This is a genomic window from Rhodococcus sp. SGAir0479, assembly GCF_005484805.1.
In the GTDB taxonomy this organism is placed as follows: domain Bacteria; phylum Actinomycetota; class Actinomycetes; order Mycobacteriales; family Mycobacteriaceae; genus Prescottella.
Genome location: NZ_CP039432.1, coordinates 1,039,091 through 1,051,175, shown reverse-complemented (window position 1 = coordinate 1,051,175; position 12,085 = coordinate 1,039,091). Strand labels below are relative to the sequence as shown.

Here is a 12,085-nt window from a genome sequence, read left to right as displayed (position 1 = left end):
ACCACGAGTCGTGGTGCGCGCAGCCGGAATCGGGTCGACCGGCTCAGGCCGGCCGGCTCGGGTCAGCCCAGGCCGCTCTCCGGAAGTCGCAGATCCGACTTCTCGAGCTCCTCGATGTTGACGTCCTTGAACGTGATCACCCGCACGTACTTCACGAACCGCGCCGGGCGGTACATGTCCCACACCCAGGCGTCGGACATGCGCACCTCGAAGTAGATCTCCCCGCCCTCGCTGTGCGGAATCAGCTCCACGGAGTTCGCGAGGTAGAACCGGCGCTCGGTCTCCACGACGTACGAGAACTGACCGACGATGTCCCGGTACTCCCGGTACAGCGACAGTTCCATCTCGGTTTCGTACTTCTCGAGATCCTCGGCACTCATCGGCCTCGACGTCCTCCTGCGTTGTTGTGAACACTCATCATCGCGCACCGGCCGCTGTGACCTCGAATGCGCCACCCGCAGACCCCACAGCGCGGCTCGCCGCGGACCCGACAGCGCGGCTCGCCGCGGACCTCACAGCGCGGCTCGCCGCGGCCACATTCGCGTACGACATCCGGTGCTCACGGCTCGGACCGAGCTCGTTCATGGCGGCGGTGTGCAGCGGGGTGCTGTAGCCCTTGTGGGCGGCGAAACCGTATCCGGGCAGTTCGTCGTCCAGCGCGATCATCGTCCGGTCGCGGGAGACCTTCGCGAGGATGCTCGCCGCCGCGATGCACGCGGCCGCGGCGTCGCCGCCGATCACCGGCAGCGACGGTGCCGGCAGCCCGGGCACCCGGAAGCCGTCGGTGAGCACGTATCCCGGCGACACGGACAGCCCGGCGACGGCGCGCCGCATCCCCTCGATGTTCGCGACGTGCACGCCGATCCGGTCCACCTCCTCGGCGGGTATCTCGACCACACTCCACGCGACCGCCAGCCGCTTGACGATCGGGAACAGCTCGTCCCGCGCCTTCTCCGTCAGCTTCTTCGAGTCGTCCAGTCCGGCCAGCGCGGCATGCGGTTTGGGGCCCAGCACGCATGCCGCCACCACGAGCGGACCGGCGCACGCGCCGCGGCCCGCCTCGTCGACTCCCGCGACCGGTCCCAGGCCGCAGCGCAGCAGGGCAGACTCCATCGTCCGCAAGCCGGACGCTCTGCGAATGACTGCTCTCGGTGGCCAGGTACTCACTGCTGCTGGATGTCGGGGGACGAGATCTTGCCCCAACGCGACGGCGGCAACACGATGAACGTCGCCTTGCCGATCACGTTGTCGATCGGGATGGTGCCTTGAAGTTCGTCGGAGACGTGGAACCGCGAATCCGAGGAGTTGCTGCGATTGTCCCCCATCACCCACAGGTTGCCCTCGGGGACGGTGACGGGTCCGAAGCAGCGCCCCGACTTCACCGCGGTGTCACAGGTCTGGACTCCCGGGATGAAGGGGAAGTCCATCTTGATGTACGGCTCGTCGAGCGGCTTGCCGTCGACCAGGACGCGACCCTGGTCGTCACAGCACTCCACCGTCTGCCCGCCGGTCGCGATCACCCGCTTGACGAGGTCGTTCTCGTCCGGCGGGACCACGCCCACGACCGATCCCAGTTCCTGGGCTCCGCGAACCAGGACGTTCGACGACCGCTTCGACGTGTAGCCCGCCGACCACGAGTCGGGGCCCTTGAACACGATGACGTCGCCGGGCTGGGGATCGCCGAACCGGTAGCTGATCTTCTCGACCACGATGCGGTCGCCCGTGCAGCCGGGGCACCCGTGCAGCGTGGGCTCCATCGACTCGGACGGGATGAGGTAAACGCGGGCGATGAACGTCTGCAGCAGGAAACTCAGGAGCAACGCGACCACGATGAGGATCGGGATCTCACGCCAGAACGAGCGGCGCTTCTTGTCCTTCCGGGCCCTCTTCCCACCCCCGGCGACCGGTGCGTCGCTGCTGTCGACTCTGCGCTTGCCCGCGCCGTCTCCGTCGTTCGCGTCCGGCGTCACGGCCGGGTCCTGCGGTGCATCTGCCACTGAGACAGATTAGCCCGACACCGCGTGAAAACGGTGCCGGGCCAATCGATCGAACTCGGAGCGTCGAGGCTCAGCGCTTTTCCTTGATCTTCGCAGCCTTGCCGCGCAGGTCGCGCAGGTAGTACAGCTTGGCGCGACGGACGTCACCGCGGGTGACGACCTCGATCTGGGCCAGGTTGGGGCTGTGGACCGGGAAGGTGCGCTCGACACCGACGCCGAAGGAGACCTTGCGGACGGTGAAGGTCTCGCGCACGCCGCCGCCCTGGCGGCGGATCACGACGCCCTTGAAGACCTGCACGCGCTCCTTCGAGCCCTCGATAACCTTGACGTGCACGTTCAGGGTGTCACCGGGACGGAACTCCGGAATATCGTCGCGGAGGGACTTGGCGTCCAGGAAGTCCAAGGTGTTCATCGGTTGTTCCATCCTTGCGTTCATCGCAGGAGCAGAGGAACCGAGCGGCTGGTGCTCGACTGGTTCGTGCTCAGATCAGGTTCCGTCACCCTCACCGGGCAACCCGACCATTGTGCCAGACGCCGCACCACGTGGGGAAATCGGTGGCGGCGCCGGATGGACGGTGCGTTCGAGTTCCGCCTCGGTCGCCGTGAGCGCGTGCTCGACGCTGGGCTTGCCCGCGACGAGGTCCTGGACGTAGATCTTGGCGCGGATCATCGGCCGCCGGAAGCGCTTTTCGCGTTCGACCGCGCGCCGCATCTTGCGCGGCTTGGACACGTAGCGCCACCGCGCCCACGGCGCGCCGGGCCGGCTGAGCCGGATCGCGCCGACCAGCAGGACCGGCAGCACGAACAACCCGATCAGGCCGGTCCAGATCTTGCCCTTGAGGATGACGATCGCAGCGATGCCCAGGTTGACCAGGACGAGCGCCACGAGGGCCGCCCGGACGGCGATGTGCGGATCTTCCCGGAACTGGGTGATGTCGAGCAGTTCCAGCGGCTGGAACCCGAGCAGCAGCAGGCCGGTGACCGCGAGCGCCACGAAGACCGCGTCCACCGACGCCCGGCCCTGATCGGACCAGTACACGTCCTTGAGGTAGAAGATCAGCGCGAACTCGTCGAGCACCAGTGCCGCACCGATGCCGAAGAAGGTCGCGATGAGCGCCCCGGTCGCCTGGGTCGCGGTCTCGTAGACGGCGATCATCGCGACGCCGGACGCGAACATCGTGATTACGCCGAACACGACGTGGTGGATGTGTTGCCCACCGGGAGTGATGTTGCCCGGCCACCAGCTCACCTCGGCGCGGATCATGCGGACGCTGATCCGGATGAACAGGAACGCGAGCAGGAAACCGATCAGAAAGAAGAGCAGAGGCAGGCGCCCGTCGGCGATGATCTCGCGATCGAGCCAGTCGCGCATCAGGACGGTCCGGGGACGCGCACGATGCACCGGAACCCGATGTGACAGGTGGAGGTCTCCTCCGTCTCCCCCTGCCGCGCCGCGGGCCGGTACCGCAGGCAGTAGTTGGGCGCGCACAGGTGCGACCCACCCTTGATCACCCGTCGGGGATACACCTCGCCGTCCCGCGCCTCGGCCACCTCGACCCGCGGATTGCGGGGAATGCAGCACGACGAGGCCGGTGCGACGTTCTTGCCGGACGCGTTGTGGTCGGCGGTGTGGAAGTCCGACGTCCACTCCCACACGTTGCCGGCCATGTCCACCAGCCCGTACCCGTTGGGTCGATAGCTCCCGACCGGCGCGGTGCCGACGAACCCGTCCTCGGCGAGGTTCTGCCACGGGAACCGGCCCTGCCACGTGTTGGCCTGATACCTGCCGCCGGGCGTGACGTCGTCACCCCACACGTACGTCTTGCGGTCGAGCCCGCCGCGCGCGGCGAACTCCCACTCGGCCTCGGTGGCCAGTTCCTTGCCCGCCCACGCCGCGTAGGCGAGGGCATCGGTGTACGACACATGCGTGACGGGGTGGCGTTCGCGCCCGCCCACATTGCTGCCGGGCCCCTCGGGGTGCCGCCAGTCCGCCCCCGGCATCCACGACCACCACCGGCGGTGGTCGTCGAGGGACACGGGGCCCGCCGGCGGGGTGAACACCAGCGACCCCGGGACCAGCAGGCTCGGATCGGCGTCCGGATACTCGGCGGCGTCCGGGGCGGTCTCCGCCGTCGTCACGTGACCGGTGTCCTTCACGAACCGCCGGAACTCGGCGACCGTGACCTGGTGGGTATCCATCCAGAACCCGTCGACCGTCACCTGGTGGACCGGGCGTTCCTCCGGGTAGAAGTCCTCCGAACCCATCCAGAAGGTCCCGCCCGGAACCCACACCATGTTCTTCGGCGCACGGAACGGCTCGTTGCGCGTCGACGCGATCGGCTGCATGGCTCACGAGTGTTCCACCTGCCCGGGCACGGCGAAAGCGGGAGCGGCATGCGGCGTTTCACCCATTGCGGGTGGGGCGACCGGACGGCGGCCCTGCCAGCATTCGTCCATGGGTTCCGCCATCGGGGAGGTGCTCCCCCTCGCAATCGGTGTCGCGATCAGTCCCGTTCCGATCATCGCGACGATCCTGATGCTGCTCACGCCGCGCGCCGGCAGCACGGCGACGGCCTTTCTCACCGGCTGGGTACTCGGAATCGTCGCCGGATACGCGGTGTTCGTGATCGTCGGCAGTGCGATCGATCTGTCGTCGGACTCGGACGGCAACGCCGTGACCGCGACGATTCGGATCGTGCTGGGCCTGCTGCTCCTCGCGCTGGCGGTCAAACAGTGGCGGAGCAGACCGGCACCCGGCGCGGAGCCGACCATGCCGGGCTGGCTGTCGGCGATGGACAAGGTCACGCCGGGCAGGGCGCTCGCGCTCGGACTGGGCCTGTCCGTCGTCAACCCCAAGAACCTGCTGATGATCGTCGGTGCCGCGGTGGCGGTCAGCCAGCTGGGTGTCGGCGGCACGTCGATCGTCGTCGCCGGCCTGGTGTTCACGGTGCTCGCGGCGAGCACGGTGGCCGCGCCGGTGCTCGGCTACTTCACGATGCGGGAGCGGGCCACGTCCTGGCTCGACGGATTGAAATCCTGGCTCACCGCGAACAACGCGGCGGTGATGTCGGTACTGCTTCTCGTGATCGGGGTGTCGCTGATCGGCAAGGGCATCGGCGGCTACTGAACTCCGCCGACCCGCGCCGGGCGTCCCGGCCGGAACCCGGACGCCCGGCGCGAGGGGTCACTTACCGAAACCGGCCTTGCGGAGCGCATCGGCCATCGAGCCGCCCGCCGGCCGCGCATCGCGCCGGTCCCGGCCCTGCCCGCCACGACTCTGGGCACCCTGACGCTGTCCACCCTGGTCACCCTGACGTCCCTGCCGCTGGTTGCCGCCCGGACCGTTCGGCCGGGGGCCGCGGCCACCCTGCCCGCCCTTGGCGCCGGCGCCCGCGCCGACCTCGTCGTCCAGGCGCAGGGTCAGTCCGATGCGCTGGCGTTCGACGTCGACGTCGACCACCTTCACCTTGACGACGTCGCCGGACTTGACCACCTCACGGGGGTCGCTCACGAAGGTGCGCGACATCGCCGACACGTGGACCAGACCGTCCTGGTGCACGCCCACGTCGACGAAGGCGCCGAACGCGGCGACGTTCGTGACGACCCCCTCGAGCACCATGCCGGGCTTCAGATCCGAGACCTTCTCGACCCCGGCCGCGAACGTCGCCGTCTTGAATTCCGGCCGCGGATCCCGGCCGGGCTTGTCGAGCTCGGCGATGATGTCGGTGACCGTGGGCAGACCGAACTTGTCGTCGACGAAGTCGGCGGGGGTCAGCTTCGACAGCACCGCGGTGTTGCCGACGAGCTCGTCGACGGCCGACCCGGACGCCTGCACGATCCGGCGGACCACCGGGTACGCCTCGGGGTGCACGGCGGACGCGTCGAGCGGGTCGTCGCCGCCCCGGATCCGGAGGAAGCCCGCGCACTGCTCGAAAGCCTTGGGGCCGAGCCGCGGTACGTCCTTGAGTCCCTTCCGGCTCCGGAACGGGCCGTTCTGGTCCCGGAAGGCGACGATGCTCTCGGCCAGCGAACCGGCGATTCCCGACACCCGCGACAGCAGCGGCACCGACGCGGTGTTCACGTCCACACCGACCGCGTTCACCGCGTCCTCGACGACGGCGCCGAGCGAGCGCGCCAGCATCGTCTCCGAGACGTCGTGCTGGTACTGGCCCACCCCGATCGACTTGGGATCGATCTTGACCAGCTCGGCCAGCGGGTCCTGCAGCCGCCGCGCGATCGACACCGCGCCGCGGATCGAGACGTCGAGGTCGGGCAGTTCCTGCGACGCGTACGCCGACGCCGAGTACACCGAGGCACCGGCCTCGGAGACCACGATCTTCGTCAGCCCCGCCTCCGGGAACTTCGAGATCAATTCGGAGGCAAGCGCATCGGTCTCCCGGGACGCGGTGCCGTTGCCGATGGCGATCAGCTCGACGCCGTGCTTGGCCGCGAGCGCGGCCAGCGTCGCGAGCGACTGGTCCCACTTGCCCTGCGGCGGGTGCGGATAGATGGTGTCGTACGCGACCACCTTGCCGGTGGCGTCGACGACCGCGACCTTGGTGCCGGTGCGGAAGCCCGGGTCGAGGCCCATCGTGGCGCGGGTGCCGGCCGGCGCCGCCAGCAGCAGGTCCTTGAGGTTGGCCGCGAACACGTCGACGGCGTCCTTCTCCGCGGACTGCCGCAGGCGCATCCGGGTGTCGATGCCGAGCGTGACGAGCATCTTGGTCTTCCATGCCCACCGGACGGTGTCCAGCAGCCAGCGGTCCGCCGGTCGGCCGCGGTCGGCGATCCCGAACCGGGTGGCAATGCGGCCCTCGTAGACGGTGGTCTCCCCCGGCGCCGCCGGCTCGCGGTCGGAAGCGAGGGTGAGCGAGAGGACCTCCTCCTTCTCGCCGCGGAACATCGCGAGGATGCGGTGGGACGGCAGCTTCTCGAACGGCTCGGAGAACGCGAAGTAGTCCGCGAACTTGGCGCCGACACTCTCTTTGCCCTCACGCACCTTCGACTCGAGCTGCCCCCGCGTCCACATCAGCTCACGCAGCTCGCCGACCAGGTCGGCGTCCTCGGCGAACCGCTCGACGAGGATCGCGCGGGCGCCGTCGAGTTGTTCGGCCGTGTACCGGGCCGGGTCCTGGGAGGGGTCGCCGATCAGTGCGTCGGCAACGGGTTCGTGTCCGGCCTCGCGGGCGATCTGCGCCTTGGTGCGCCGCTTGGGCTTGTACGGGAGGTAGATGTCCTCGAGCCGCGCCTTGGTGTCGGCCAGCATGATCTGCTGTTCGAGCGCGGCGTCGAGCTTGTCCTGCGAGCGGATCGAGTCCAGGATCGCGACGCGACGCTCGTCGAGCTCGCGGAGGTAGCGCAGGCGTTCCTCGAGCTGACGCAGCTGGGCGTCGTCGAGCGCGCCGGTGACCTCCTTGCGGTAGCGAGCGATGAACGGCACCGTTGCGCCGCCGTCGAGAAGGTCGACCGCCGCGGCGACCTGCCCCTCCCGTACGTCGAGCTCGTCTGCGATGCGCTGGTTCACGGATTGGAGAGCATGGGGAGCAACCGTCACGGCGAACGACCCTACCGCTAGCCTGTCGGGGGCGTCGGCGACGAGCCCGGCGAACGATCTGGTGGAGGACCCCCGTGGGGAGAAGAGCACGACTCCTCGCGGCGGCGTGTCTGTCCGCCGTCGCCGTGACCGCCTGCTCGACGCCCTCCGACGACGGCACCGTCCCCGACAGTCGGCGCACCGACGACACCACCGTCGCGGCCGCGCCGGTCGGGCTCGCGGACCGGATCGCCCGGGCCGCCACGGATGCCGGTGACCGCGGTGCCGACGTGGCGATCGCACTGTTCGACCGGCGCGACGGCCGGTACGAATCCTTCGCCGACACAGCCTCGTTCGCGACCGCCTCGGTGGCCAAGCTCTTCATCGCCGACGACCTGTTCTACCGCGAGACGACGGCCGCCCTCGCTCTCACCGCCGACGAGCACACGCTGGTGGCCCGGATGCTCGAGGACTCCGACGACGACGCCGCAAACGAGTTGTGGGACGAGTACGGCACGTCGGAGCTCGTCGACGACGTCGCCTTCCGCTACGAAATGCTCGACACCTCGGCGCCGTACGACGACCACTGGTGGAACACCACGACGACGGCGCACGACCTCGTCGGCTACTACGCCGCGGTGCTCGACGGGCGCGGCGGCCTGGACGCCGCGCACCGCGACGAACTGGTCGGCTACCTGCGCCGGTCGCATCCGGTCGCCGCCGACGGTTACGACCAGTCCTTCGGCATTCCCGCCGGCCTCTCCGGCGAGACGGCGATCGCCGTCAAACAGGGCTGGATGTGCTGCGTCGACGACCGCTGGATGCACCTGTCGACGGGAGTGATCGGGCCCGACGACCGGTACGTGTTGGTGGTGGCGTCCCGGGAAGACCTCGACTACGGCGGCGGCGACACCGACTATCCCGACACGTCGCTGACGGCGGCGGTCGACGACGTCAGCGCCGCTCATGCCCGTGAGACCGTCACCGACGTCGTGCGGACGGTGTTTCCGGAACGGCGGATCGACTAGCTACGGCGGGCGCGGGCGAACTTGTCGACGGCCGCGGGGGTGACCGGGGTGAAGAAATTGACGAGGTGGCCGTCGGGGTCGCGGACCAGCAGGGACCGGTTGCCCCAGGGCATGGTGGTGGGCTCGGTGACGACGTCGGCGAGGAAGTCGCGCGAATTCCGGTGGACGCGATCGACGTCGTCGACGAGAAGCTCGAGGATCACGCTGCGGTTGTCCGCCGGGCGGGCGGAACCCGGGGCGAACAGTGGGACGGTGCGGGTTCCGGCGATCGCGAGGGTGGCGCCACCGATCTCGAGTTCGGCGAAGTCCTCGGTCGCCCACGTCGCGCGCGCTCCCGTGGCGCGCTCGTAGAACTCGACGAGGCGGGCAACGTTGCCGGTGATGATGCGGATCGAGACGAAGTCCACGGGAGTCTCCCTTGGTGGTGTCGGATGCGTACACCGTCAAGCTACGAGAAATACTGGACAGTTCCCGTCCGGTATCTGCAGTAGGTTCTCAACATGCCTCGACCTACCGGCCGCGTGCTGACCCTGCTGGAACTGCTGCAGTCGGGCGGTACCCGGACCGTCGCCGAGCTCGCCGACCGACTCGGCGTCGACGGACGCACGGTCCGGCGATACGTGGACCAGCTGGTCGACCTGGACGTGCCCGTGGAATCGGTGCGCGGGCGCTACGGCGGGTACCGGCTCGCTCCCGGGTACCGCCTACCTCCGCTCATGCTGGGCGACGACGAGGCGCTCGCCGTCCTCCTCGGCCTGATCGCCGGCCGGCGGTCGGGGTTGACGACGGCGGAGCGGACGGCCGGCGAGACGGCGTCGGCGAAGATTCGAAGAGTGTTGCCCAGGCAAGTCGCTCGCCGGCTGGACACCCTCCTGGAGGCCCTCGACTTCACCGACCGGCCCGGCGACATCGACGCCCCGGACTCCGAGCTTCTGCTGACCCTCTCGGACGCGGTGCGCCATCGACGACCCGTCTCGATCCGCTACACCGACCGCGACGGCCGGCGCAGCGACCGCACCTTCCACCCGTACGGGATCGTCGCCCATGCGAAACGGTGGTATGTCACGGGTAGGGACGCCGACATCGGCGAGGACCGAACGTTTCGGCTCGACCGCATCGCAGACGCGAGGACTCAGCCGGGCTCGTTCGAGGCACCCGCGGGCCTCGACGCCGGGCAACGGGTGCTCGCGGCGTTCGCCGCGGCCGAGTACCGGTACGAAGTGAGCCTGCGGATCCACGGGACGATCGAGCAGATCCGCGCCCACCTTCCCGCCGCTGTCGCGAATCTGGAGGAGGGCCCGCACGAGGCCCGCGAGGAACCGGCGACCGAGAGTTGGGTGCGGGCCGAGCTGAGGGTCGAGCGGCTCGACTGGTTGCCAGGGGTTCTCGCCGCACTCGACCGCCCGTTCGTCATCGAGCGCCCCGAGGAACTGCGGGACCTCGTGAAAGCGCTCGCCGATCGCCTCGCGGACCACGCTCGCCGGGCCTGAGCCCCGGCGGGCGTCACCGGCGGTGCCGGATCGAGGACCGGCTCAGGACAGCAGGTCGGGGCGGCGTTCGGTGGTCCGCTGCAACGCCTGCGCGTGCCGCCACGCCGCGACCTTGGCGTGATCGCCGGACAGCAGCACCGGCGGGACGTCCAGGCCCCGCCAGCTCACCGGCCGCGTGTAGCTGGGCCCCTCGAGCAGGCCGTCGGAGAACGAATCCTCTTGGTGGGACTGCTGATTGCCGAGTACACCCGGGAGCAGCCGGACGACGGCCTCGACCATGACGAGGACCGCTGCCTCGCCACCGATGAGCACGTAGTCGCCGATGGAGACCTCTTCGACGCGCACCCGCCGCGCGGCGTCGTCGAACACGCGCTGGTCGATGCCTTCGTACCGGCCGCACGCGAAGACCAGGTGCTTCTCCTCGGCCCACCGGTGCGCGGTGGCCTGCGTGAACGGCACCCCGGCCGGCGTGGGGACCACCAGCAGGGCCTCGGTGTCGGGGTTGCCGTCGTCGTCGGTGAGGACCTCGTCGAGCGCGTCGCCCCACACCGTCGGCTTCATGACCATGCCCGGACCACCACCGTAGGGCGAGTCGTCGACGGACTTGTGGACGTCGTGCGTCCAGCGGCGCAGGTCGTGGACCCCGACCGAGATGAGTCCCTTGTCGATCGCCTTGCCGAGCAGGGCGGCGCGCAGCGGCTCGAGGTATTCGGGAAAGATCGTGACTACGTCGAGACGCACGGTTGTTCGGTCACTCCTCGGTGGAGCTGTCTCCGAAGTTCGGATCCAGCAGGCCTTCGGGCGGGTCGATCTCGATGACGCCGTCGGCGACGGACACGGTCGGGACGATCGCGGTCACGAAGGGCACCAGCAGCTCGCCCGAGGTCTGCCCCTCGGGGCGGATCGACAGCAATTCTCCTGCAGCGGAATGCAATACCTCGATCACGGTGCCCACGGGAGCGCCGGTGTCGGGGCGACCGGCGGCCATCCGCACGGTCAGCCCCTCGAGCTCGTGATCGTAGAACTCGTCCGGATCGTCGGACGGGCCCAGCTCCGCGGAGTCGATCAGGAACAACGTCCCACGCAGAGCGTCGGCGGCGGTCCGGTCGGCGACTCCCTGCAAGCGCAGCAGAAGCCGCCCGGAATGCTCCCGGGCGGCTTCCACCACGAACGTGTGCAGCTTCGACTCGCGCGGCTTGCGGCCACGCAGCTCGGAACCGACGGCGAAGCGCTCCTCGGGTTCGTCGGTGCGAACCTCGACGACGAGCTCTCCCCTGATGCCGTGCGACTTGGCGACGCGGCCTACGACGAGTTCCACTGCAGAACTACAGATCGGTGTCGACGACGTCGACGCGGATTCCGCGGCCCCCGATACCGGAGACGAGGGTCCGCAGGGCGGTCGCGGTACGTCCACCGCGACCGATCACCTTCCCGAGATCGTCGGGGTGCACGTGCACCTCGACGGTGCGTCCCCGACGTCCGGTGATCAGCTCGACGCGAACGTCGTCGGGGTTGGCGACGATCCCACGGACGAGATGCTCGACGGCATCGGCGACAACGGCGCTCATTACTCGGCAGCCTCGGTGGACTCGGCGGCAGGAGCCTCAGCCTCTGCGTCCTTGGCGGCCTTCTTCTTCTTGGGGGTGATGGCCTCGGCGGCGGGCTCGTTCTCGGCCTGCGCCAGCGCAGCCTGGAACAGCTCCAGCTTGGTGGGCTTGGCTTCCTTGGTGCGCAGGGTGCCCTCGGCGCCCGGCAGACCCTTGAACTTCTGCCAGTCACCCGTGATCTTGAGCAGGGCCTCGACGGGCTCGGTCGGCTGCGCGCCGACGCCCAGCCAGTACTGTGCGCGCTCCGAGTCGATCTCGATCAGAGACGGCTCTTCCTTCGGGTGGTACTTGCCGATGGTCTCGATCGCACGGCCGTCACGGCGGGTGCGGGAATCCGCGACGATGATCCGGTACTGCGCGTTGCGGATCTTGCCGAGGCGGGTGAGCTTGATCTTGACAGCCATTACGCTGTGCATCTCCTTCAGCACGC

The 12,085-nt window shown here is 69.3% G+C and carries 15 protein-coding genes; 3 read left to right on the top strand and 12 right to left on the bottom strand.

The features are described 5' to 3' along the window. Positions 1 to 62 precede the first annotated feature (62 nt). The 6 genes from E7742_RS04885 to E7742_RS04860 form a co-directional block, all read right to left on the bottom strand. Positions 63 to 380, bottom strand: coding sequence for a DUF2469 domain-containing protein (locus E7742_RS04885; protein WP_137797918.1), 318 nt, complete (start codon positions 378 to 380; stop codon positions 63 to 65). Positions 381 to 417: 37 nt separating this feature from the next. Continuing rightward, positions 418 to 1,167 carry a ribonuclease HII gene (locus E7742_RS04880; RefSeq protein WP_137797917.1) on the bottom strand — a complete coding sequence of 250 codons (750 nt, stop codon included), beginning with the start codon at positions 1,165 to 1,167 and terminating at the stop codon, positions 418 to 420. After that, positions 1,164 to 1,997: a signal peptidase I gene (gene lepB / locus E7742_RS04875; RefSeq protein WP_137797916.1), complete on the bottom strand. Its 834-nt coding sequence runs from the start codon at positions 1,995 to 1,997 to the stop codon at positions 1,164 to 1,166. Before lepB ends, E7742_RS04880 begins: the two co-directional genes overlap by 4 nt. Before the next feature lie 70 nt (positions 1,998 to 2,067). Next, positions 2,068 to 2,409, bottom strand: a complete 342-nt coding sequence (gene rplS / locus E7742_RS04870) for a 50S ribosomal protein L19 (RefSeq protein WP_137797915.1) — start codon at positions 2,407 to 2,409, stop codon at positions 2,068 to 2,070. 75 nt (positions 2,410 to 2,484) lie between these two features. Then, positions 2,485 to 3,369, bottom strand: a complete 885-nt coding sequence (locus E7742_RS04865) for a hypothetical protein (RefSeq protein ID WP_137797914.1) — start codon at positions 3,367 to 3,369, stop codon at positions 2,485 to 2,487. Continuing rightward, positions 3,369 to 4,343: a formylglycine-generating enzyme family protein gene (locus tag E7742_RS04860; RefSeq protein ID WP_137797913.1), complete on the bottom strand. Its 975-nt coding sequence runs from the start codon at positions 4,341 to 4,343 to the stop codon at positions 3,369 to 3,371. Before E7742_RS04860 ends, E7742_RS04865 begins: the two co-directional genes overlap by 1 nt. 109 nt (positions 4,344 to 4,452) lie before the next feature. Between E7742_RS04860 and E7742_RS04855 the strand changes: the two genes are divergently transcribed. Continuing rightward, complete coding sequence (locus tag E7742_RS04855) at positions 4,453 to 5,124, top strand: GAP family protein (protein ID WP_137797912.1); 672 nt, start codon at positions 4,453 to 4,455, stop codon at positions 5,122 to 5,124. Between the two features lie 57 nt (positions 5,125 to 5,181). Here E7742_RS04855 and E7742_RS04850 read toward each other — a convergent pair whose 3' ends face one another. Further along, positions 5,182 to 7,521 (bottom strand): Tex family protein, encoded by a 2,340-nt coding sequence (locus tag E7742_RS04850; RefSeq protein WP_137797911.1) that lies wholly within the window; start codon positions 7,519 to 7,521, stop codon positions 5,182 to 5,184. Positions 7,522 to 7,625: 104 nt separating this feature from the next. On the opposite strand from E7742_RS04850, the gene E7742_RS04845 reads away from it, so the two are divergent. Beyond that, positions 7,626 to 8,558 (top strand): serine hydrolase, encoded by a 933-nt coding sequence (locus E7742_RS04845; RefSeq protein WP_137797910.1) that lies wholly within the window; start codon positions 7,626 to 7,628, stop codon positions 8,556 to 8,558. On the opposite strand, the gene E7742_RS04840 is transcribed toward E7742_RS04845, so the two are convergent. After that, entirely contained in the window at positions 8,555 to 8,965 is a 411-nt protein-coding gene (locus tag E7742_RS04840; protein ID WP_137797909.1) for a VOC family protein, read from the bottom strand. The two genes, E7742_RS04845 and E7742_RS04840, sit on opposite strands and share 4 nt — an antisense overlap. Before the next feature lie 93 nt (positions 8,966 to 9,058). Between E7742_RS04840 and E7742_RS04835 the strand changes: the two genes are divergently transcribed. Then, positions 9,059 to 10,048, top strand: a complete 990-nt coding sequence (locus tag E7742_RS04835) for a helix-turn-helix transcriptional regulator (RefSeq protein WP_137797908.1) — start codon at positions 9,059 to 9,061, stop codon at positions 10,046 to 10,048. A gap of 42 nt (positions 10,049 to 10,090) precedes the next feature. On the opposite strand, the gene trmD is transcribed toward E7742_RS04835, so the two are convergent. The 4 genes from trmD to rpsP are packed head-to-tail and all read right to left on the bottom strand — an operon-like array spanning position 10,091 to position 12,059. Beyond that, positions 10,091 to 10,789, bottom strand: coding sequence for a tRNA (guanosine(37)-N1)-methyltransferase TrmD (gene trmD / locus E7742_RS04830; protein WP_137797907.1), 699 nt, complete (start codon positions 10,787 to 10,789; stop codon positions 10,091 to 10,093). A gap of 10 nt (positions 10,790 to 10,799) precedes the next feature. Continuing rightward, positions 10,800 to 11,366, bottom strand: a complete 567-nt coding sequence (gene rimM, locus E7742_RS04825) for a ribosome maturation factor RimM (RefSeq protein WP_137797906.1) — start codon at positions 11,364 to 11,366, stop codon at positions 10,800 to 10,802. Between the two features lie 7 nt (positions 11,367 to 11,373). Then, complete coding sequence (locus E7742_RS04820; protein WP_005513947.1) at positions 11,374 to 11,616, bottom strand: RNA-binding protein; 243 nt, start codon at positions 11,614 to 11,616, stop codon at positions 11,374 to 11,376. After that, positions 11,616 to 12,059, bottom strand: coding sequence for a 30S ribosomal protein S16 (gene rpsP / locus E7742_RS04815; RefSeq protein ID WP_137797905.1), 444 nt, complete (start codon positions 12,057 to 12,059; stop codon positions 11,616 to 11,618). The genes E7742_RS04820 and rpsP overlap by 1 nt, the downstream gene beginning before the upstream one ends. Positions 12,060 to 12,085 lie beyond the last annotated feature (26 nt).

What these genes read in the sequence shown, in the direction of transcription:
- E7742_RS04835 (WP_137797908.1), top strand. Translation starts at nt 9,059, where the DNA reads ATGCCTCGACCTACCGGCCGCGTGCTGACCCTGCTGGAACTGCTGCAG.
- E7742_RS04885 (WP_137797918.1), bottom strand. Translation starts at nt 380, where the DNA reads ATGAGTGCCGAGGATCTCGAGAAGTACGAAACCGAGATGGAACTGTCG.
- E7742_RS04865 (WP_137797914.1), bottom strand. Translation starts at nt 3,369, where the DNA reads ATGCGCGACTGGCTCGATCGCGAGATCATCGCCGACGGGCGCCTGCCT.
- E7742_RS04860 (WP_137797913.1), bottom strand. Translation starts at nt 4,343, where the DNA reads ATGCAGCCGATCGCGTCGACGCGCAACGAGCCGTTCCGTGCGCCGAAG.
- E7742_RS04855 (WP_137797912.1), top strand. Translation starts at nt 4,453, where the DNA reads ATGGGTTCCGCCATCGGGGAGGTGCTCCCCCTCGCAATCGGTGTCGCG.
- rpsP (WP_137797905.1), bottom strand. Translation starts at nt 12,059, where the DNA reads ATGGCTGTCAAGATCAAGCTCACCCGCCTCGGCAAGATCCGCAACGCG.
- E7742_RS04820 (WP_005513947.1), bottom strand. Translation starts at nt 11,616, where the DNA reads ATGAGCGCCGTTGTCGCCGATGCCGTCGAGCATCTCGTCCGTGGGATC.
- rplS (WP_137797915.1), bottom strand. Translation starts at nt 2,409, where the DNA reads ATGAACACCTTGGACTTCCTGGACGCCAAGTCCCTCCGCGACGATATT.